Below are 20,598 nucleotides of genomic sequence, written 5' to 3'. Positions count from 1 at the left end.
CGAACCCCATATCGGGAGAGGGAGCCAGTCTCTGGATGAAAAAGTTGGTCGTATTGGCATGCTTCTTTCTGCTGCTCGGCTGCAAGGAATCTGACAATAAAATAAAAGAGATTCCATACCTTCCTATTTCACCAGGAGATGTTTCGGGTATGAAGATAACGGGAGATGCGATGGAGGATCGGGAGGCATCCCCCGAGGATCGGGAGCAGATTATTAAGTGGATCAACAGTGTGAAACACTTTGAAAGCGAGTTCCGCGGCTCAGATCGGCTTTGTCCCCTTCGAATCACCATACAGGTAAGGTCTCATGGCGAAATCTGGGTATGCTATCAGGATCCGTATGGCGGTACTTCAGGAGCCTTTGGCAGCTTGGAGTTAACATCCAAGTATCAATTCTCCCAAAAGGACCTGAAGAAGTTTTTTCATAGGATACTGCAAGAACAGGAGAAATAGGGCGCTTAAAGCAAAAGGAGCCTGCCGTCTCGGCAAGCTCCTTTTGCGATATAGATGGGTCAAGCCGGCTATGCTGAATCCGTCGAACCGGCTTCTACATCCCCGAAACATAGCGGCCGGGCTCCTTCTCCAGACCGAGATAGTCGAAGAACCGCAGCAGCTCCAGGTCCCAGAAGTCCCACGTGTGGGCCATCCCTTCCGGCTGATGGTACCGGTAATTGTAAGGATTGCCTTCGAGCCCTTCGAAGAAATCCCGCACGATCAGGTTCAGATCGAGCCACGGGTCGAGATGGCCGCAGGCGTGATAGACCCTGGGCAGCGGGGAGCCGCCGGCAAGCGCCCTGCGCCCGAGATGCTGAAGGTCGTTGTCCGTGCCCTTCAGGCTCCCTTCGCCGAACAGCTGGATCCGGTCGCGCGAGCGGAGAGAGCCGTCATTCACGAACGAAACGTCGGACTTGTCGCCGGCCGAGAAGGCGCCGATCGCTCCATACAGATCGGGCCGAGCGAGTCCGGCCTTCAGACAGCCGTAGCCGCCGTTGGAGTAGCCGGAGATATAGTTGTCTTCGCGGGCGGCCGACAGGCGCGGGAACAGGTGGCGGAGCAGGGGAGGCAGCTCCTCCGTCAGGTAGCTGTGGAACCGGCCGCCGTGCTCCATGTCCGTGAAGCAGGATTGCAGGCCGCCGGGGGTGACCAGCGCGATCCCGTATTCGTTCGCGTAACGCTCTGCCGCACTCATCCGCAGCCAGGCGGTATGGTCGCCGGAGCCGCCGTGAAGCAGCCAGAGAACTTTCAGCTTGCCGTCCCCCGAATACGGCTGTTTCTCCTGGGGGAGGATGACGCTGACGGTGGTGTCCAACGCCAGGATCTCCGAGTGGATGTTCGTTTCGATCCGCATGGGCTATTCCTCCTCCTTGGGCGTGCTGCAGGCTGTCAGCGGCAGGCGCTGCAGCAGCCGCTCGACGCACCGGTCCCAGTACTTCCACTCGTGCCCGCCGGGGCCTTCCTCGTAAGTCAAGGGCAGCCCGAGCTTCGCGGCGTGCTCCCGGAAGCGCACATTCGCGTCGTACAGGAAGTCCTCCGTCCCGCACCACTGGTACAGATCCGGGACGCGCTCCCCGGAGCGGGCCAGCTTCTCCGCTGCAGCGAAGAGGTCGTTCACGCTGCCTTCCACGGTATCCCGGCTGCCGAAGATATCGGCTGCCTGCCTCGGCTCGAGGCGGTCAAAGGCCTGGGCCGCATCCAGCGCGCCGGAGAAGGAGGCGGCAGCTCCGAATCGGTCCGGGGCGAGCAGCCCGGCCTTCAGGGCACCGTATCCGCCCATGGACAGACCGGCGATGAACCGCTGCTCCCGTTCGGCGGCCAGAGGAAAGTTCCGCTCGCAGATCGCAGGCAGTTCCCGGGTGATGAACTGGAAATAATCGCGGCCGCAGGCCATGTCCGTGTACCAGCTGAGATGCGCCGCCGGCATCACGACCGCCAGGGGCAGTCCCTCGACATACCGCTCCACACTGGTGCGCCGCAGCCAGGCGGTCTGGTTATCGGTCCGGCCGTGCAGCAGATAGAGCGCAGCGTAAGGTCCGGGAGAAGCTGTGCCGCGCGGACCGCCGTGCTGGGGCAGCAGCACCTCCATGGGAACCGGCATGCGGAGGGTTTCGGAGTAATACTCAATATGCAGCCAAGCCATGGGGAGCCTCCTTGAGTTCGACTATTTTGCTTTCCCTTCTACTTTCTTGACGAGATAGGGGGAACCCTTCCGCCAAGTCCCCTTTTCAATTAAAACGTTTATATTTGTCTGATTTTTGAACACGGATCACTGATTTTTCTTGTTTTTTTTCTTGCAAATATTGTCTAGGATGTAAACACCAGGGACCCATTCACAGCGAACCTGGACAACGAGAAGAAGGGCAGGTGAGGTGACAAACCGAAAAGTAAGCGTTTACTACCAAAGGTGGAATGATCCACAGGCTGCTCATCAAGCACGTGGGCGGCGAAGTAAAGAACGGAGGATCGGGATTAGGAAGAAAGAAGTTCGGGCAGTTATGGGAATCCAAGGACACGGCTTTTCAACCGCAGGTATGAAAGGAGCCATCCGGCAGACACAGCCGGAGGAAGATGAGCTCGCCCACTAATCGATAAGTAAACGGAGGAATCAAACCTTATGGATAAAAGAAAGCGTTTTCTGCTGCGTTCTACGGCAGCGCTCCTCTTTGCAGCCACACTGGCCGTGTCGCCGGCTCTTCCCCAGCCGGAGGCGCATGCGGCCGCCCGCCAGGCGGAGAAGCTGAACCGCGGCGTCGTCGCCGTCCCCATGTCGAGCGGTGTGTTCGTTTCATGGCGCCTGCTGGGAACGGAGGACAGCACCGTGTCCTTCAATCTCTACCGGAACGGAACCAAGGTGAATTCGACGCCGATCACGAACAGCACCAATTACCAGGATCCCGGGGGCACCACATCCTCCACCTATACGGTGAAGGCGGTCGTGAACGGCACGGAGCAGACGGCCTCCCCGGCGGCGGGCGTGTGGGGTTCCGGTTATCTCGATGTGCCGATCCAGAAGCCGGCCGGCGGGACGACACCGGACGGGGTGGCTTACACTTACAGCGCAAATGACGCGAGCGTAGGGGACCTGGACGGCGACGGAGATTACGAGATCGTGCTGAAGTGGGACCCGTCGAATTCCAAGGACAATTCGCAGAGCGGATATACCGGCAATGTGTACCTCGATGCCTATGAGCTGGATGGTACGCGGAAATGGCGGATCGATCTCGGAAAAAATATCCGGGCGGGCGCGCACTACACCCAGTTCCTTGTGTACGATTTTGACGGAGACGGGAAGGCCGAGGTTGTCTGCAAAACCGCCGACGGCACGAAGGACGGCGCCGGGGTGACGATCGGCAGCTCCACGGCGGATTACCGCAACTCCAGCGGATATATCCTGGACGGGCCCGAATACCTCACGGTCTTCTCGGGAACGAACGGAGCGGCGCTCTCCACCATTGACTATGTGCCGCCGCGGGGCACCGTATCAAGCTGGGGCGACAGCTACGGCAACCGCGTCGACCGCTTCCTCGCCGGCGTGGCTTATCTGGACGGCGTAAGGCCGAGCATTATCATGGCCCGGGGCTATTATACCCGCACGGTGGTCGTCGCCTTCGACTGGCGCAGCGGCAGTCTGACCCGCAAGTGGACCTTCGACAGCAACAGCTCGACAAACGGATCGGCGACAGCCGGCCAGGGCAACCATAACCTGAGCATCGCGGATGTCGATGGCGACGGCAAAGATGAAATCGCTTACGGATCGCTGGGCATTGATGACAACGGAGCGAAGCTGTATGTCACGGGACTCGGACACGGCGATGCGATGCACCTCAGCGACCTGAACCCGGACCGCGCCGGCCTGGAGGTATTCCAGGTGCATGAAAGCACAAGCGCAGCCTACGGGGCGGAGATTCACGACGCGAAGACCGGAGCGGTCCTGTGGGGCAAGAACACCGGAGCGGATACCGGCCGCGGCATGGCGGCCGATATTGATCCCCGCTACAAGGGAGCGGAGCTCTGGGCTTCGGGTGTAGGCCTTCATACGGTCACGGGCACGCAGATCAGCAGCTCGGCGCCGGGTTCGATCAACTTTGCAATCTGGTGGGACGGCGATCTCTCCCGCGAGCTGCTCGACCACACCGGAGGAACCGGCAAGATCGACAAGTGGGATTACAACGCAGGCTCCCTGACGCGACTGCTGACGGCGACCGGCACCAGCTCCAACAATTCAACCAAGGGCAATCCTTCCCTGCAGGCGGACCTGATCGGCGACTGGAGGGAGGAGGTCATCTGGCGCACGTCGGACAGCACCGCCCTGCGGATCTATACGACGAACGCGGTGACCACGACGAAGCTGCATACCCTGATGCATGATCCGGTCTACCGCCTCGGCGTAGCCTGGCAGAATGTAGGGTATAACCAGCCGCCGCACACCAGCTACTACCTTGGCACGGGCATGAGCACGCCGGCCAAGCCGAGCATCTACACGACACCGTAGGCGGCCGCCGTACGGAAACAACCACTCCCGGCATGCGCCTGGAGTGGTTGTTTTTGGCGATATAGGCTATCCTTGACCGCGCCGGACTGATCAAGCGGAGTTATCCGCACGGTCCAGGCTCCGGGATTGGGCATACTTGAACAGATCCGTTAACCACTTGGCAACCAAACCGCCCCCGAAATATAGAAGGAACAGCTGGAAGTAGGTGCCTTCATAGAAGCGGAACAGGCCTACCAGCACCAGCAGCGGCTTCAGTCCATACGTGAAGGCGGCGGACACAACAAGGAGCCAGAGATAGTAATTTTTGCGGCGCTTCAGGGTCCACTGGTAGAACAGCATATACACAACGGGAATCAGGGAAACATCCAACCCGACGCTGAACGGAATGGCCGGTATAATCCGGTAGGGATACTGCCACATGCGATGGGTCGTTGCATATGTATCGACATAGGTGGAGAGGAGATGGACGGTCAAGCCGTAGAAGCCGAGCCGGAAGGCAAGCTTCCGGTCGATCCGAATCACCAGAGCCACCATGGGAACTGCAAAGGTTAGCAGGTAAGCCCAGAACTGCCACGTACCCGGGTGAGAGTAGGTCTTCCAATACATCGACCAGTCATTGGTCAGGGAAGACGCACGGTTCGACAGCTCAGTCAGGATTTCTTGCTGCTCGCTTGTCATCATGTCTGGAAGCCTCCTTTGCCTTTTAGAATTTCCCAAAAGGGGGAGGTTATCCATGCATACGGCTGTCCGGCACAGCCCTTTCGATAGTTTTCTTGACCCGGTGTATAGCCGTTGAAGCTTCCGGACATTATATTAGCAACGGTGAAAAGCGAGGTGTCGATCCGTTGAATGATTCAACGCTTGACAAGGTGGCCAGACGGAATCTGTAATGAAGTGAGGGGATGTGCCGCAGAGACGTTAGCGCAGCAATAACTGCCATAGTGTTTTCTAGGTAAAAGAACCGAACTCTCATCTGTTCCCAAAAGCACCAACAAATCCATTCACCGTTGAAAAGGCCCCGAAAGGGGTCTTTTTCTTGCTGTGTCCCCCCTCTCTTCCCCATACTGCTCCGCGTATCACTAAATGTTCCCAGAACTGCTATTGTACTATCACAGTACAAGCCGTGCTTACATTTATTAAGAGAGGATGGTAAGTAAGGAGGAGTGAAAGCCAATGGGAGTCATCCTGTACCCGCCTACAATCGATTGGTCCTGGATGAAGCAGCGCCCCCAGCACCTCATGGACCAGTTTGCACAGCATGGACATACCGTATTTTATTTTAATAAAACAGGAGCCGCCGGGCAGCCGGTGTACGAACCGATTGCTCCGAATTTATATCTCGTTCATCATGCGGAGTATTTTCTCAAGGAGCTGTGGCCGAAGATGAGGCCTGCGCAGGGGACGGTATATTGGACCTCCTGGAGCAGGCAGCTTCCCCGCGGCCGTTCCGATTACGGCGCCGACTTTGTGATCTACGACTGCGTGGATGACTTTCCGGATTGGGAATCCGATGAGCGGCAGTATATTCATACGGCGGATGCCGTCGTCTGTACGGCGGACGGACTCGAAGCCAAGATGACGGCTCTGGCCTCTTCGAAGCCGGTGATCCAGGTGCCGAACGGCTGTGACTGGGATTTCTTCCGCAAGACGATGTTCCTGAACCGGAGCGTGCCGCTGCCCGGGATTCCGCCTTCGAGAGGCCCGAAGATCGGATATATCGGAGCCTGGGCACCCTGGGTGGATGAGCGGATCATCCAGGCGCTGGGAGAGAGGATTCCTGAAGCCCAGGTGATCATCGTCGGGCCGAGACTTCGGGAAGATTCGCTGTATTATCCGGCGAACGTCCATTTCATGGGCTACCAGGATTACAGCAAACTGCCGGAGATTGTCCCGCATCTGGATGTCTGCATCATCCCGTTTCATGTCAACCGTATCACGCAGAGCACGAATCCGATCAAAGTATACGAATACCTGGCCGCCGGCAAGCCCGTCGTCTCCACCGATCTGCCCGAGGTCCGCAAGATGGTGCCGCATGTGTCGATCGCGGGCGATCCCGACGAGTTCGTCCGTCAGGTCCAGGCCCAGCTCGCCTCGCCCGGACGCCGTCAGGAGCAGCGCTCCCTTTACGCCCAGGCCTTCAGCTGGCGCAACCGGTACCTGACCATCCAGCAGCATCTCACCCAGTGGTATCCTGCATTCCATGCTTCTTCCGCACCGCTGCCAACGGCCTCTCCGCCCTTCGTGCAGGAGATCCCGCTGGCCCACCAGACCGTGAACTCCTATTATGCCCAGACCGTGTTCCACAGCGAGCCTCCCTGGGTGGGCAACATGCCGGCGGGCGAATACCGGTTCGTGGTGAAGCTCGATCCGAGCATTATCCCGGCCGCCGCCGAGAAGGTGTACCTGGAGATGGACGGCACCTGCCGGGCGGAGGACGGGATTGTACTGAACCTCGGGGTCAGCGGAGCGTCCTGGTCCGCCGCGTCACTCAGCTTCGATCGGCTGCCGGCATTTACTCCCGCCGCATCCGTGCAGGCGAACGACCGTCTGCAGGAAACGTTCTCGTTCGATGTGACGCCGTACGCGAAGCTGAGCCGGTCCATAACGTTCGAATTGTCGAGTCCGCAGTATGTCGTTACCCGGCTCAGCCGCCCGCGGTTGACCTGCTTTGTCCCCACTTCCGAAGGAGGAGTCCTGTCATGAATATATGCGTATGCGGTTATCTCGGCATGGGAAACTTCGGCGACGAGCTGTTCCTGAAGACGTTCGCCCAGACGCTGAAGGGCCACTGCGTATTCCCTTGGGTCGCCCAGGTGGACGTGAAGCGTGTTGATGCGGTCATCATCGGCGGGGGGGACCTCATCACCCCCTACGCCTTCAATTCGTTCTATTTCCCTCCGCAGCTGGAGAACAAACCGACCTGGATCTATGGTGTCGGTATCGTCGACTACTATCCGGAATCCACTTGGCCCAAAGAGGAAGTGGAGCAGTACCGGGTCCGGACGGCCAAGGCCCACCTCATGGCACTGCGGGACCAGCGGTCGGCGGACATTGCCCGCCGACTGTCCCTGAACGCTGCCGTGGAGGTCGTTCCCGACGTGGCGTTCGGCTATGAACCGCCGGGCTATCCGATGGGCCGCTTCTCCGCCCGCCCCACAGCCGGTCTTTGCATTTTTACCTACGACTCGTTCCCGAAAGACAAGCTGATGGCCATCGCGGATCGCTTGATCGGCAAGGGGTACGATCTGGTGTTCATCCCGGTCGTGAACCAGTCCAATAATCCGTTCGCCGATACGTCCCTGTGCTCGGAGCTGAAGGAGGACATTCTGAAGAAGCACCCGAACGCTGTCGTGGTCGTGCCCCGGCCGCAGTATGACCTGGAGGTGACATACAGCTACATCGGCTCGCTGGACTGCCTTATCTCCTTCAAGCTTCATCCGTCCCTGGCGGCCATCCGCAGCGGGGTCCCTGTCTTCTGCCTGACCCAGATGAGCAAGGTCCGCAGCCTGATGGAGAGCTTCGGACTGGAGGAGTTCGTTCATGACTACACCCTGCCGCAGGATCAGCTGCTGGGGAAGCTCGACGACTTCCTCGCGGGCGGAAAGCAGCGGCTGGCAGCGGCTGCTCCGCTGATCCGGCAGACGGAGGAGCTCGCCGGGCTCCAGCTGGGGAAGCTCAAAGATTCCATCGAGAGCACGCTCTCCTAGCGGCGGGCGGCGATTCCCGCAAGCACCTCTTCCACTTCGCTGGCGCGGTGCGCCCATGTATGCTGCAGCGCATAAGCGGTACGGGCTGCGCGGTCTCCGGCATCCTGCAGACGGGAGGCCGTGAGGCGCAGGAACTCCCCGTGATTGCCGGCACAATCCACGAAGGGCGCCATTCGGCGGCATTCGGGAAGGTCGGTCGCAATCACGGGTTTTCCTGTGGCCAAATATTCGTAGGCCTTCACCGGGTTGGTGGCCAGCGTTACGCCGTTGGGCCGGAAGGGGATCAGGAACAGACTGCACCAATCCATATAGAGAGGAAGCTCCGCGTGAGGCTTCAATCCGAGGAAGTGGAGCTTAGGGTCGCGGGCATATTTGCGGCCGAACTCCGGACCCACAATCAGGATGTCCGCCTCGGGCAGGCTGCGGGCCAGGCGGCGTAAGAGGGCTTCGTCGACCCAGGGGGCCCACGCCCCGATATAGCCGATCCAGGGTCCAGGATGATTGGGCAGATCCGGAGGTTTGGCAAGAGGAGCAGACGGCCGGCTGTGCAGGCCCATAGCCGTGTCATAGGCATTGCGGACAAGCTCCGTCCGGCGCCCGGGATACCGCCGCCTCAGGCGCTGCCGGATTCGCTCGGCGGTGCAGAAGATAACATCGGCCATCTCAGCCAGCGGGTGCTCGTCCCGGAGCCACTCGGGGAATTCGTCGACGCAGTCGTAGACGGTGAGAGACGCGCCGTACCTGTGAATCGTGGGAGCGAGCCCGGGAAGCGTCACCCAGACCACGGACGGCTCAGCCGAGCGGTCCCGGATCGCCGGCCACTGACCCTGCAGCCAGGCATCATGATCATGCACCAGGTGCAGACCGGGGGCGAGCGTCTCCACGGCCGCCTCTCTGCGTGTCTTGTTGCAGAAATACACGGTATGTCCTCTCGCGGCCAGCCCGCTCATGATCTGCTGCGGGCGCTGCTTCATCCAGCCCCAGTCGATGGTGGGAGGGTATACGAACAGCACGGGAACCACTCCTTGCTCGAACATCTCGAATGCTAAAACTATTCCGCCGGGCTCACGTTTATTCGTTTCTCCGCATAAAGTGGAAGTACATTGGAAGGGAAGGGGGGGCGTATGCTCATGATCGTTCTGGAGCAGCCGGAAACAGCCGCTTCGAAGCTGACCTTGCAGAGCCTTCCGGCAGCGGCGCCCTTCGACATCCGCATCGTAAGACCGCCTTTTGCGGAGCGCATGAACGCCCTGATGCGGGATTACAGCCTTCCCTATTTTGCGGTAGTCGAGGCGGGCATGCGGCTCAATCCGCTCTACTGGCTGCAGGAGGCTTGCGAATGGGGGCTTCTTCCATCCGAAACGGCCGGCATCGTGGCGATCCGGGACGCGTACGGGGGCTGCCGCGGCCGGCTCGCACCCTATCCGTTCCTGTGGAGCACGGAAGCGGTCCGCGCGGCAGGAGGCTTCGAGACCTATGCCCGCCTGCCGTTCGATTCGCTCGTGCTGGAATCCGCATACCGTTCGCTTGCCCGGATACGGCCATGGGCGAAGGCCGCGGCCATCTCGCCGTTCACGGGTATGCGCCGGAGTTCCCGCCGGCTGGGGGACATCCGGGATCTCCTTGGCCCGCTGCTCGAAGGTACCGTGCAGGGACCCGAAGGGAGGAAGAAGACGGAGCCGGGAGCACTTGCGGGGGGCACGGAAGAAGGGGACGCACCGCTCTGCTCGGTCGTACTCTGCCTGTACCGCGATGAAGACCTGGTACCCTGGGCGGTCCGCAGCGTGTTGGCGCAGACCCGTCCGGATTGGGAGCTGATCCTGGTCGATGACGGTTCACCGGTGCCCCCGGAGCAGTATATGGGGGACCTGCTGGCCGCTCCCCGGGTGCGTATCTTCCGGCACGACCGCAATTACGGCAAAGCGCGGGCCCTGAATACGGCGCTCGCCCATGTCCGCGGGCGGTGGATCGTGGAGCTTGATGCGGATGACTGGCTCGCTCCGGATTGTCTGGCGGGCTTGTCCCAAGCGGAGAAGGGGGTATCGCCCCATGCCGCACTGATCTACGGAGATCATTATGAATGGCAGCAGGTCCCGGGCAGGGAGCCTCTGCTGAAGGGCATCCGGCGGTATGGCCCGGGGCTTGATATAGAGGCCTATGTGCGCAAAGGGCAGCCGGTCGCCCCGCGGATCTACCGGACGGCGGCGCTGCGGGAGCTCGGCGGCTGGTCCGAAGGAGGCCTCTTCGGCGGCCGGCTGTACGAGGATATGGAGATGCTGCTGGCCTTGGGCCGGACTTACCCGTTTCATTATGTACCGGAGCCGCTCTACCACCGGCGCATCCGCAAGGACAGCGTCACGCGGCAGAGGGAGACGGACTATCAGCGCTGGCTGGAGGCGAGACCCGGGGGCGGCCGGGAGGAATCATAGGCCGCCCGAAGGGTTCCAACAGCCTAGGCGAGAATACGCACGAATTCCACGTTGGCGTTGAGGATCGTGATATTCACCGGCGGCGTATTGTAAGTGCCGTCGCTTTGGCTGATGACAAAGAAGGAAGCCTCCACCTGCACAAGAACGCCTGTAAAGAACTGGTTCTGCTGGAACACTTCAATCGTCCGGCCCAAGTATCCGGCAAGAAGCTCTGAGAAAGTCATTTCGTCAACCCTCCTTAGTAGACTGCATTGATGCTCGGGATTGGAATCAGCAGAATGTCCCCCGTCGGTTCAAGCACCTGGATGACATCCGTACCTACCAGCTGCAGAACCCCGGTGATCGTGCCGGCATCCGTTTCGATCGTCACCGATTCGCCGATCCTATCCACCAGGTAAGGCGGCGGGGTTACTTGGTCTCCCGTATACAGGGTGTAGGAGTAGCCATTTGCATCCGATGTTGCATCCTCAATCTCGAAGCCGCTGTTATCAAGGATCTGGAGGGCAACGGCTGCGTCTGTTCCCAGGGCGATGCTGGGAGCGCCAACCGATCCGCTGTAGGCGGTAACGACGATGATTCCGTTCAAAGGCACGAAATCGCAACGCATCACTACATATTCTGCCATGAGTCGATTCCCCCTTAACCGATCGGCGCCGGCGCTGGTACGGTCACAGCAGGCCGGAACCCGATGATTTCACAGATTGAGTAATACACGACTTGACCTGTCGGGTTGCCTGTTGTTGGGCGGATAACAATGGTGCCTAAGCCGACACCCTCCAGTGTACCGATCCGGTTCGGAGGATTCCCGCCTGCTCCTGCACCTCCGGCGTCGATGACTTCTATGACGCTTCCAATGAACCGGCTGAGTTCGGCGCGAAGCTCCGTTACGCAGACATCCTCGGCTTCGGTCACGTTGACGACCGGCGCCGGAATGACGACCGGCTGCGGCGTTTCCACATTAACGACGGGGGCGGGAATAACAACGGGCTGGGGTGCGGCTACGGTGACATCAGGTGCGTCGACTCGGATTTTGGGGCGGGGGCAGACGAGAACTTTGCGCGGTTTCTTCTTGATGACTTTTCTTGGGCAGTGAGTAGGCTTTTTCTTCTTGCTCGGCTTGTGGCACCCTTTCTTGATGGTGCAAACCACTTTGACTTTTTTGCATCTGAACAACCTGAACACCTCCGGAAATTGGGGTACAGCACATCATACTCCGCTGCTGCGGGTTGCGACGGGGCGAATGACGCTATTCGGAGGAAAGGGGCGGTTGTCAGAGGTACAGGCACCCAGGAACAGCTATCATGACAAATAGGGCAGTGTCCGGCAGGGCGGATATCCAGCCTTTTTCCCAATCCACAGCATATACTGCTGCAGGTGGGCTGTGGTAAAAAGTGGAATATGGTCCAAAGAAATATGGTCCAGAGAGAAGTGGGTCATTCCACGGTTTCCTGGGGGGCAGCAGGTTAAGTAGATTCCATGGATTCTTTCGTCCGAAGCTTCTTGCTGCAGGGACGCGCGCTGAATGCTTCGGAGGTTAGATCATCTGATGAGGCGGAGGTTGAATTCGATGATTACGATCAGTGTGTGTATGATAGTCCGCAACGAACAAGCGACCATCGCCAGGTGCCTGGATTCGGTCCGCAGCGCGGTCGACGAGATCGTGATCGTAGATACGGGTTCGACGGACGCCACGCTGGAGATTATCGGTGCCTACACGGATAAGATGATTCACTTTCCGTGGATCGATGATTTTGCCGCCGCCCGCAACGAATCGTTCCGGCATGCCTCCTGCGACTACATCCTCTGGCTAGATGCCGATGACGTTATGGCCCCGGAGGATGCGGAGGCGCTGCGGGAGCTGAAGCAGCGGCTGGATCTCTCCGTTGATTCGGTGACCATGCCGTATCTGCTCAGCTTCGACGAGCAGGGGAATGCCGTTCAGAGCCTGCGGCGGAACCGGCTCGTGAAGCGCGCCCGGCAGTTCCGTTGGATCGGCTGCGTGCATGAATACCTGGAAGTGTCGGGGAACATTCTGCACAGCGGCATTGCGGTACGCCACCAGCCGGTCGAACGCCCGGGCCGTTCGGGACGCAATCTCTCCATCTATGAGAGGAAGCTGGCGTCAGATCAGCCCTTTACTCCGCGCGACCGGTATTACTACGCGAATGAGCTGAAGGATCACGGGCGGTGGGAGAAGGCGGCGGAGCAGTATGAGCTCTTCCTGTCCGAAGGCCTCGGCTGGGAAGAGGACTGTATTCAGGCGTGCGGCAAGCTGGCGGACTGCTACCATGAGCTGCGGCAGCCGGACCGGTTCGCGGACAGCGCTCTCCGATCGTTCCGGTACGGCGCGCCCAGGGCGGAGATGTGCTGCCGGCTCGGGTATCACTTCCTGGAAGGCGGGCGGCTGGATGCCGCGGTGTTCTGGTACGGGACGGCGGCGCAGCTGGAGCGGCCCGCGAGCCGCTGGGCCATCCTGAACGAAGCATGCTGGACCTGGCTGCCGCATCTGCAGCTGTGCGTATGCTATGACCGGCTGGGGGAATACGCCAGGGCTTACGAGCATAACAAGCAGGCGCTGGCTTACCTGCCGGAGGACCCGAGGATGCTGGCTAACCAGGCTTATCTGGAAGGCAGGCTGAAGAGCGTGATTCCTGCGAAGAAAGACTGAGGCAGCGGGATCGCGGCCCAAGACTCCGAAGGGAGTCTTTTTTATTCCGAGGGTTGGGACAGACCGCCGCAGAACGGATGGAATCGGGACGGCCCCATGTGATACAGTGAAGATATACAGCACCCGGGAGGCAGGTATACGGATGAAAGCTTATCTCTTTTTGGCGCTGGCCATCGTCACGGAGCTCTTCGGGACCTCCATGCTCAAAGCCTCGGCCGGCTTTACGAAGCTTTGGCCGTCGTTGGGAGTTCTTATGGGCTTTGGGATCGCCTTCTACTCTTTGTCGCTGTCCCTGCAGTCGATTCCGCTCAGCGTCGCTTACGCGATCTGGTCGGGAGTCGGCACGGCCCTGACCGCGGCGATCGGAGTGCTCATCTGGAAGGAATCGATCTCGCTGCCGACGGCGGGCGGCATCCTGCTCATCATCGCGGGCGTTGTGCTGATCAATCTCAAGGGGCCGGCACACTAGCGCATGATACATACTAATGAACGTATAGGAGATGGAACTATGGACAAAATCATGTTTATCGAAATCGGTATGGGCATCGATCTTCACGGCCAGAACGTAACGAAAGCAGCCGTGCGGGCGGTGCAGAACGCGATCCATCACAACTCGATGCCGGGGCTTCGTTCGGTGCTGCCGGGGGGCTCCCTGCACAACATGAAGGTGAACGTGAGGCTGGCGGTCCCCGCCGACAAGGAGAAGCTTGACCTCGAAACGGTCCGGGCCGAGCTGCCTTATGGCCAGGTCACCTTTGAGGTCACGGACGGCGGGATGCTGACCGGCACCGGGGTGGTCCTCCCCGAGAAGGACGATGTCAATGATCTGGCTTATGTCGTGATTGCATCAGTAGAAGTCGGCTATTGATCGGTTTTTGATTGGGGTTTTGGACTCGGGAATGTTGACTCGGGAATGTTGACTCGGGAATGTTGACTCGTGAATGTTGATTCGGAATGAAGCTTCGCTCTCTTGGGGCGGCAGCTTCTTTTTTTTGTGCGCGGGGAAGGGTGTGCCCCAAATAACCATTGTGCCGGAGGCAACTTGAAGCGCTGCGGGGCTGCTGCGAAAGGGCGTGCAATCCCTGCTGCACCGCGCCGGGGCCCCGGCTGCAGCCAAGAGGTTATCCAGGATGCATAGCCTGCCACAAGGCTGCCGCCCATAATGGAGAGGCCGAGGGGAACGGCGATGGGAGACGATCTCTCCGGCCGTTCCCTTCACTGCTGCCGGATGGAAGGAGGCGCGAGGAGGGATGACAGATCCGCCGGTCTTGAGCATGGCGCGAGTACGGGCGTACCGGGGCCGGCAGGGAAAGAAGGGACAAGTTGGAAGGGACAAGTTCGAAGGGACTTAGGCAGTCAGAACAGAACAGAGCGGCAGTTCAATACGAGAGTGCAAAGGGAGGCAAGGTTGTGAAAAAGACAGTGGCATCGGTACTCATTATGGCCATGCTGGGAAGCCTGCTGCCCGGGGCGGCATCGGCCGAAACGGCGGGAGCTGGCGTGCCCGCCTTTCCGGGAGCGGAAGGCGGAGGCAAGTATACGACCGGCGGCCGGGGAGGCAGCGTCTATGAGGTGACGACGCTCGCCGATTCGGGACCGGGCTCGCTGCGGGACGCGGTAGCCGGCAGCAACCGGACGATTATCTTCAAGGTGGGCGGCACGATTCATCTGCAGTCCCCGCTGAAAATCACCGGGTCGAATCTGACGATTGCCGGCCAGACGGCACCGGGCGAAGGGATCACGGTCGCGGATTATACGACCTCGATCGACGGGGACAACCTCGTGATCCGCTATCTGCGCTTCCGGCTCGGGGACCGGGTGATGAGCGAGGATGACGCATTCGGAGGCCGGTATCACAAGAACATTATCATCGACCACTGCTCGTTCTCCTGGTCCGTCGATGAAGTGATGAGCATGTACGAGAATGAGAATACGACGGTGCAGTGGTCGATCATGTCCGAGAGCATGCTGATGACCACCCACTTCAAAGGAAGGCACGGCTACGGAGGGATCTGGGGCGGACGCAATACGACGTTCCACCACAACCTTGTCGCCCACAACGTCTCCCGGAACCCGCGGTTCGCGGCAACTTCGGTGGAGGACAAGACGGACGCGTACAACAACGTCATCTATAACTGGGGCTTTTTCTCCGCTTACGGCGGGGAGAAGGGAAGCTTCAACCTCCGCAACAACTATTTCAAATACGGGCCGAGCACGTATAAGAATGCGCGCAGCATGATCTTCGTCGGTGTGGCCGCGGACTCCCGCATGTACATCGGCGGGAACTACATGGACGGCAATCCCGAAGTCACCGCGGACAACTGGAAGGGTGTAGGCTCACTGGCCAGCCCCGACGCCAAGCTTGCCGAGCCGGTAGCCATGCTCGAGCCGGTGCAGCCGCAGACCGCCGAAGAGGCTTATGCCAGCGTGCTGGCCGGCGCCGGCGCCGTACTGCCGCGCCGCGATGCGATCGACGCGAGAGTCATCAGCGACGTGAGGAACCGGACGGGAGAGCACATCAATTCCCAGAAGGAAGTCGGCGGCTATTTGGAATTCGAGCAGGCGGTGTCCCCTCTTGCGGACGGTGACCATGACGGCATGCCGGACAGCTGGGAAGCGCAGCACGGGCTGAATCCGGCAGAGAGTGCGGACGGTAATCTGGTGAATGCCGAAGGGTATACGAACCTGGAGGTCTACCTGAACTCCCTGGCAGGGAACGGCTCGGCTAGCCCGGCCGCTTCGATCACAGCGCCGGCCCATAATACGATCGTGGAGGCGGGGTCGGATATCACGGTGCAGGCCGAGGCTTCCGATCCGGACGGCACGGTAGCCAAGGTGCAGTTCTACCTCGGCGATGTGCTGCTGGGCGAAGATACCTCCGCCCCGTATTCGCTGGCATGGCCGGGCGTGAAGGACGGGACCCACTCTCTGTCCGTCAGAGCAGTGGATAACACGGGCACTGCGGTGCAGTCGGATCGTGTCACCGTACATGCCAACACGAGCGGGGGCACCGCTCCATGGGAGGCGAAGGACATCGGTACGCCGGGCATAGCCGGGCATACGCAGCTTGGAGCCACACCGGCGGACGTGACGGTCAAAGCCGCCGGACTCATGGGCGGAACGGCGGACGCAGTCCACTTCGCTTATCAGCCGCTTACAGGCAACGGGGAGATCGTCGCCCGGGTGGAGAGCGTAACGGCAACAGACGACGGGGCGGAAGCGGGCGTGATGATCCGCGAGGACCTGACTGCGGGCTCCCGCATGGCGGCTCTGTACATTCCGTATGTCAAAATGGGCCGCAAAGCCGTGACCCTCACCCGTACAACGGCCGGAGCCCAGGCGGCAAAGACCGAGCCGGAAGACTTCATCTCGGTGCCGTATTGGGTGAAGGCGGTCCGTCTCGGCAGCCAGTTCACAACCCTCGTGTCGAAGGACGGGGTGAACTGGACGGTAACGGGCACGGCCTCGATTCCGATGGGCGAGACGGCTTACTTCGGTCTCGCGGCGGACGCCGCCGATGCCGACGACGATGTCCAGAAGTACAATACGTCGGTCTTCTCCGGAGCAGCCGTGCGCGCGTTGCCGGCGGATTACCCGACCGCACCCCAAGGGGTGCAGGCCGCTGCAGGCGATAAGCAGGTGACCTTGAACTGGAATCCGGTCAGCATGGCACAGAGTTACACGGTGAAGCGCAGCGAGCTGCCCGGCGGCCCTTACACCGTCGTGACGCAGGGGCTGACGCAGCCGGGCTACACGGACACGGGGCTGAGCGCGGGTCTGAAGTATTATTATGTGGTGACCGCAGTCAATGCGCAGGGTGAGAGCTTCAACTCGGCGGAGGCCAGCGCGGAGCCGACCGGAGCCACGGGTACGATCCACCTGGTGAACGACAGCTACGAAGGGCTGGCGGAAGGAACGCTGCCGGCGGGCTACACGATTACCCCGGATCCGCAGGATGCCGACCATAAGGTAGGCGCTGTGCCTGTGCCGGCGGGCACGACAGGCAACGCCTCTTCGGTGGCGATGGTCGTGTACGACAATGGAGTGGGCAATACGCAGTTCATCCGCAAGTTCGCACCACAGACCGGTGCCGTAGTGATCGAGACGGATCTGACATCCGCCGCGTGGCCGGGCACCTCGGTGCTGCTGCAGCTGCAGGACGAAGCGGGAACGAAGACGCCGCTGTCGATCGAGCTGCGGAAGCCGACCCAGCCGGTCGCCGAATCGGCCAATACATTCGTCTACAAGAAGAGCGGCGCCGACTACAAGATCAGCGAGCCGCCGGTGAACAACCGCTGGTACAATCTGAAGATTGTCGCGGACGTGCCCGGGAAGAAGGCGGATATCTATATTGACGGCGCTCCGGCAGCCCTCGGCGTAGATTTCCAGGCCGACATGGCCGGCGCGGGCATCGGCCGGATTCTGGCGAAGACGCCTGGAACAGGCAAGGGTACGCTGTATTACGATAACCTCAAAGTGTACGTGGAGCCGATCGCCACCCCGCAGGGCCTCACGGCCGTGCCGGGATACGGCAAAGTCCAGCTGAACTGGACGGCAGCGGCAGGAGCCGCATCCTATACGGTGAAGCGGTCCACCGTCAGCGGAGGCCCTTATACGGCTGTGGCATCCGGGGTAACGGCCACGCAGTATATCGATGAAGGGCTTGCGAACGGGACGACATACTACTATGTCGTGACGGCCACCGGGCCGACCGGCGAGAGCGGACCGTCCGGGCAGGTGGCGGTGACGCCGTCCGAGGCTGCCGTGAAGCCGCAGGCTCCGGCAGGGCTGACGGCCCAGGCCCGCAGCACGCAGGCGGACCTCACATGGCAGCCTGCGGAAGGCGCCTCTTACTACAGCGTCAAACGTGCCGAGAATGCAGCAGGTCCGTTCACCGTGGCGGCGGCCAAGGTAACCGGCACGGCCTTCCGTGACGGGGGCCTCGTCAACGGCAGAACCTACTATTACACCGTGTCGGCCTCCAGTGTGGGCGGGGAAGGGCCGGACGCTCCGGCCGTCACCGTACTGCCGGCGGCGGCGCTCGGAACGCCTGCCGTGACGGGAACCGCCGGCGCGGGCAGCGTCACGCTGAGCTGGAATGCGGTGGAGGGCGCGTCCTCCTATGAAGTGAAGCGCGCCGCATCGCCGGAAGGGCCTTATACGGCTCTGGCGGATACGGCCGGTCTCACGTACCTGGAGGAAGGGCTGCCGCAAGGCGTGCCGTATTACTACACCGTGACGGCACGCAACGATGCGGTACACGGGCTTGCCTCCGCACCGGCCGCCGTGCGTCCGGCTGGGGCTGAGGGCGTGCCGGCCGTGCCGCAGGGACTGCGGGCGGAGCCGGGCAGCGGGGAAGCCGTGCTCTTCTGGAAGGCTGCGGCGGGTGCCGACGCTTATACCGTCAAGCGGAGCGAACGCCCGGACGGCGGATTCGTAACGATCGCATCGCAGGTGCCCGGCACGACCTATAAGGATGCCGGATTGGTGAACGGGAAGACCTACTACTACCTGGTCAGCGCCGTTAATGCCGCAGGGGAGAGCGGTTCGACCGCCCCCGTACAGGAAACGCCGGCTGCCGTACTGACGGTGGCGGCGGACGGCAGCGGCATGTACGCCAAGGTGCAGGAGGCGATTAACGCCGTGCCGGACAACAGCCCGGTCACGACGGTCATCAAGATCAAGGACGGCGTATACCGCGAGAAGCTGAATATGCCTTCCACCAAAGTGAAGGTCCGCATGATCGGCCAGAGCCGGGAAGGCACCGTGCTGATCTACGGCGACAGCGCGAAGACGCTGGATGCGGGCGGCCGCGAGCTCGGCACCACCGGCAGCGCCTCGTTCACGGTATCGGCGAATGACTTCACCGCAGAGAACCTGACGGTCGCCAACGATGCCGGCCAGTTCGCCGGCCAGGCGGTAGCGCTCTTGACCAAGGGTGACCGGATGTTCTTCCGGGGCGTCAAGCTGACGGCCTTCCAGGATACGTTCTACGCGAATGACGGCCGTCAGGTGTTCGTCGACAGTCATATTGAAGGCACCGTCGACTACATTTTCGGCTCCGCCGCTCTCGTCTTCGAGAACTGCGTGATCCACAGCCTGGCCGGCGGCTACGTAACGGCAGCCTCCACACCCCAAGGCGGCAAGGGCTACCTGTTCCTGAACAGCCGGCTGACGGCAGAGCCCGGACTCACCGGCACCGTCGCACTCGGCCGCCCTTGGAGACCTTATGCCAAGGTCAGCTATGTCAACACGTATATGGATGACCATATCCGGCCGACCGGCTGGGACAACTGGGGCAATACCGCCAACGAGCTGACGGCGAGCTATAACGAATACGCCAGCTACGGCCCGGGGGCGAGGCCGCAGGACCGTTACCGCTGGTCGAAGCAGCTGACCGCAGAGGAAGCGGCTGCCCTGCTGCCGGAAGTCACGCTTCCCGGCACGGACGGCTGGAATCCGCTGAAGCGCACTCCGCTGCTCGGCGGCAGCACCCAGCTTGCTTCCTTGCAGGCGGATGGGGTTCCCGTAGCGGGCTTCCGTCCGGAGGTCACGGCGTATGAAGTGCTCCTGCCGGCGGGAACCACGGCCGCGCCGACCGTTACCGCATCTGTCTACGCGGCAGGCTCCGCGGTGCAGATCGAACAGGCTGCGGCTCTTCCGGGAACGGCTTCCGTGAAGGTGACCGCCCAGGACGGAACCGCCGGTACGTACCAGGTTCATTTCACGGTGGAAAAGCCGGTGGACACCGTGCCGCCTACGGCCACGGTCACCTACAGCGCTTACGGTCCGACGAACGGGCCGGTGACGGCCACGATCGTGCCGAGCGAGCCGGTGACCGTCACGAACAATAACGGGTCCCTCAGCTATACCTTTGAGGCCAACGGTTCGTTCACCTTCACCTTCGTGGATGCGGCGGGCAACCAGGGCTCGGCCACCGCGACGGTCCGCGTGATCGACAAGACGGCGCCGGCGCTGACGCTCAGTGTCAATACGCCGAAGCTCTGGCCGCCGAACCACCGCATGGTGCCGATCCGTGTGACCGCCAAGGGCACGGATTCGGGTTCGGGCCTCGCCTCCATCGTGCTGAAGTCGATCACGAGCAGCGAAGCGGATGCGGGACTGGCCGCGGATGACCTGCCGAAGGACATCCAGGGCGCCGCTTACGGCACGAACGATACCGAATTCCAGCTCCGCGCAGAGCGTTACGGCGAGCGAGTCTACACGATTACGTATACGGCCACGGATAAGGCCGGCAACCGCAAGGATGCCGTCGTGAAGGTGTCGGTGAAGCCGTAACCGCATA

16 protein-coding genes are annotated in these 20,598 nt (G+C 61.1%); 9 read left to right on the top strand and 7 right to left on the bottom strand.

Annotated features, from left to right (window positions below; translation table 11 throughout):
- Positions 1 to 35: 35 nt before the first annotated feature.
- Positions 36 to 452, top strand: coding sequence for a hypothetical protein (locus tag PM3016_RS28120; protein ID WP_013919805.1), 417 nt, complete (start codon positions 36 to 38; stop codon positions 450 to 452).
- A gap of 94 nt (positions 453 to 546) precedes the next feature.
- Here PM3016_RS28120 and PM3016_RS28115 read toward each other — a convergent pair whose 3' ends face one another.
- Both PM3016_RS28115 and PM3016_RS28110 read right to left on the bottom strand, forming a co-directional pair.
- Positions 547 to 1,347: an alpha/beta hydrolase gene (locus PM3016_RS28115; RefSeq protein WP_014371773.1), complete on the bottom strand. Its 801-nt coding sequence runs from the start codon at positions 1,345 to 1,347 to the stop codon at positions 547 to 549.
- Between the two features lie 3 nt (positions 1,348 to 1,350).
- Positions 1,351 to 2,136 carry an alpha/beta hydrolase gene (locus PM3016_RS28110; protein ID WP_014371772.1) on the bottom strand — a complete coding sequence of 262 codons (786 nt, stop codon included), beginning with the start codon at positions 2,134 to 2,136 and terminating at the stop codon, positions 1,351 to 1,353.
- A gap of 474 nt (positions 2,137 to 2,610) precedes the next feature.
- On the opposite strand from PM3016_RS28110, the gene PM3016_RS28105 reads away from it, so the two are divergent.
- Positions 2,611 to 4,488, top strand: a complete 1,878-nt coding sequence (locus PM3016_RS28105; RefSeq protein WP_013919802.1) for a rhamnogalacturonan lyase — start codon at positions 2,611 to 2,613, stop codon at positions 4,486 to 4,488.
- Positions 4,489 to 4,578: 90 nt separating this feature from the next.
- Here the strand turns inward: PM3016_RS28105 and PM3016_RS28100 are convergent, their stop codons facing one another.
- A complete protein-coding gene (locus tag PM3016_RS28100) occupies positions 4,579 to 5,169 on the bottom strand; it encodes a CBO0543 family protein (protein WP_014371771.1) in 591 nt (196 codons plus the stop codon).
- A 492-nt stretch (positions 5,170 to 5,661) separates the two neighbouring features.
- On the opposite strand from PM3016_RS28100, the gene PM3016_RS28095 reads away from it, so the two are divergent.
- Both PM3016_RS28095 and PM3016_RS28090 read left to right on the top strand, forming a co-directional pair.
- On the top strand, positions 5,662 to 7,191 hold the full coding sequence (locus PM3016_RS28095) for a glycosyltransferase (protein ID WP_013919799.1): 1,530 nt from the start codon (positions 5,662 to 5,664) through the stop codon (positions 7,189 to 7,191).
- Entirely contained in the window at positions 7,188 to 8,195 is a 1,008-nt protein-coding gene (locus PM3016_RS28090; RefSeq protein ID WP_013919798.1) for a polysaccharide pyruvyl transferase family protein, read from the top strand. Before PM3016_RS28095 ends, PM3016_RS28090 begins: the two co-directional genes overlap by 4 nt.
- Here the strand turns inward: PM3016_RS28090 and PM3016_RS28085 are convergent.
- Positions 8,192 to 9,208 (bottom strand): glycosyltransferase, encoded by a 1,017-nt coding sequence (locus PM3016_RS28085; RefSeq protein WP_014371770.1) that lies wholly within the window; start codon positions 9,206 to 9,208, stop codon positions 8,192 to 8,194. The two genes, PM3016_RS28090 and PM3016_RS28085, sit on opposite strands and share 4 nt — an antisense overlap.
- A gap of 111 nt (positions 9,209 to 9,319) precedes the next feature.
- Here PM3016_RS28085 and PM3016_RS28080 point away from each other — a divergent pair, with 111 nt between their 5' ends.
- Complete coding sequence (locus tag PM3016_RS28080; protein ID WP_014371769.1) at positions 9,320 to 10,624, top strand: glycosyltransferase family 2 protein; 1,305 nt, start codon at positions 9,320 to 9,322, stop codon at positions 10,622 to 10,624.
- Between the two features lie 23 nt (positions 10,625 to 10,647).
- Here the strand turns inward: PM3016_RS28080 and PM3016_RS28075 are convergent, their stop codons facing one another.
- Genes PM3016_RS28075 through PM3016_RS28065 form a run of 3 tightly spaced genes read right to left on the bottom strand, consistent with a single transcriptional unit; the run spans position 10,648 to position 11,806 of the window.
- Entirely contained in the window at positions 10,648 to 10,848 is a 201-nt protein-coding gene (locus PM3016_RS28075) for a hypothetical protein (protein WP_013919795.1), read from the bottom strand.
- 14 nt (positions 10,849 to 10,862) lie between these two features.
- Positions 10,863 to 11,249, bottom strand: coding sequence for a hypothetical protein (locus PM3016_RS28070; RefSeq protein WP_013919794.1), 387 nt, complete (start codon positions 11,247 to 11,249; stop codon positions 10,863 to 10,865).
- A gap of 14 nt (positions 11,250 to 11,263) precedes the next feature.
- Entirely contained in the window at positions 11,264 to 11,806 is a 543-nt protein-coding gene (locus PM3016_RS28065) for a hypothetical protein (RefSeq protein ID WP_238540334.1), read from the bottom strand.
- Positions 11,807 to 12,191: 385 nt separating this feature from the next.
- Here PM3016_RS28065 and PM3016_RS28060 point away from each other — a divergent pair, with 385 nt between their 5' ends.
- The 4 genes from PM3016_RS28060 (at position 12,192) to PM3016_RS28045 (ending at position 20,591) form a co-directional block, all read left to right on the top strand.
- On the top strand, positions 12,192 to 13,292 hold the full coding sequence (locus PM3016_RS28060) for a glycosyltransferase (RefSeq protein ID WP_014371767.1): 1,101 nt from the start codon (positions 12,192 to 12,194) through the stop codon (positions 13,290 to 13,292).
- 142 nt (positions 13,293 to 13,434) lie between these two features.
- Complete coding sequence (locus PM3016_RS28055; protein WP_013919790.1) at positions 13,435 to 13,761, top strand: DMT family transporter; 327 nt, start codon at positions 13,435 to 13,437, stop codon at positions 13,759 to 13,761.
- Between the two features lie 39 nt (positions 13,762 to 13,800).
- On the top strand, positions 13,801 to 14,160 hold the full coding sequence (locus tag PM3016_RS28050; RefSeq protein WP_013919789.1) for a Lin0512 family protein: 360 nt from the start codon (positions 13,801 to 13,803) through the stop codon (positions 14,158 to 14,160).
- 542 nt (positions 14,161 to 14,702) lie between these two features.
- On the top strand, positions 14,703 to 20,591 hold the full coding sequence (locus PM3016_RS28045) for a pectinesterase family protein (RefSeq protein ID WP_014371766.1): 5,889 nt from the start codon (positions 14,703 to 14,705) through the stop codon (positions 20,589 to 20,591).
- Positions 20,592 to 20,598 lie beyond the last annotated feature (7 nt).

It is taken from the genome of Paenibacillus mucilaginosus 3016 (genome assembly GCF_000250655.1).
In the GTDB taxonomy this organism is placed as follows: Bacteria; Bacillota; Bacilli; order Paenibacillales; family NBRC-103111; genus Paenibacillus_G; species Paenibacillus_G mucilaginosus.
Note: the sequence above shows the minus strand (reverse complement) of the source record. Positions and strands in the feature narration are given on the sequence as shown.

Bases quoted from the DNA above. Each gene is read 5' to 3' on its own strand.
- PM3016_RS28120 (WP_013919805.1), top strand. From the start codon at position 36: ATGAAAAAGTTGGTCGTATTGGCATGCTTCTTTCTGCTGCTCGGCTGC.
- PM3016_RS28115 (WP_014371773.1), bottom strand. From the start codon at position 1,347: ATGCGGATCGAAACGAACATCCACTCGGAGATCCTGGCGTTGGACACC.
- PM3016_RS28110 (WP_014371772.1), bottom strand. From the start codon at position 2,136: ATGGCTTGGCTGCATATTGAGTATTACTCCGAAACCCTCCGCATGCCG.
- PM3016_RS28105 (WP_013919802.1), top strand. From the start codon at position 2,611: ATGGATAAAAGAAAGCGTTTTCTGCTGCGTTCTACGGCAGCGCTCCTC.
- PM3016_RS28100 (WP_014371771.1), bottom strand. From the start codon at position 5,169: ATGATGACAAGCGAGCAGCAAGAAATCCTGACTGAGCTGTCGAACCGT.
- PM3016_RS28095 (WP_013919799.1), top strand. From the start codon at position 5,662: ATGGGAGTCATCCTGTACCCGCCTACAATCGATTGGTCCTGGATGAAG.
- PM3016_RS28090 (WP_013919798.1), top strand. From the start codon at position 7,188: ATGAATATATGCGTATGCGGTTATCTCGGCATGGGAAACTTCGGCGAC.
- PM3016_RS28080 (WP_014371769.1), top strand. From the start codon at position 9,320: ATGCTCATGATCGTTCTGGAGCAGCCGGAAACAGCCGCTTCGAAGCTG.
- PM3016_RS28075 (WP_013919795.1), bottom strand. From the start codon at position 10,848: ATGACTTTCTCAGAGCTTCTTGCCGGATACTTGGGCCGGACGATTGAA.
- PM3016_RS28070 (WP_013919794.1), bottom strand. From the start codon at position 11,249: ATGGCAGAATATGTAGTGATGCGTTGCGATTTCGTGCCTTTGAACGGA.
- PM3016_RS28060 (WP_014371767.1), top strand. From the start codon at position 12,192: ATGATTACGATCAGTGTGTGTATGATAGTCCGCAACGAACAAGCGACC.
- PM3016_RS28055 (WP_013919790.1), top strand. From the start codon at position 13,435: ATGAAAGCTTATCTCTTTTTGGCGCTGGCCATCGTCACGGAGCTCTTC.
- PM3016_RS28050 (WP_013919789.1), top strand. From the start codon at position 13,801: ATGGACAAAATCATGTTTATCGAAATCGGTATGGGCATCGATCTTCAC.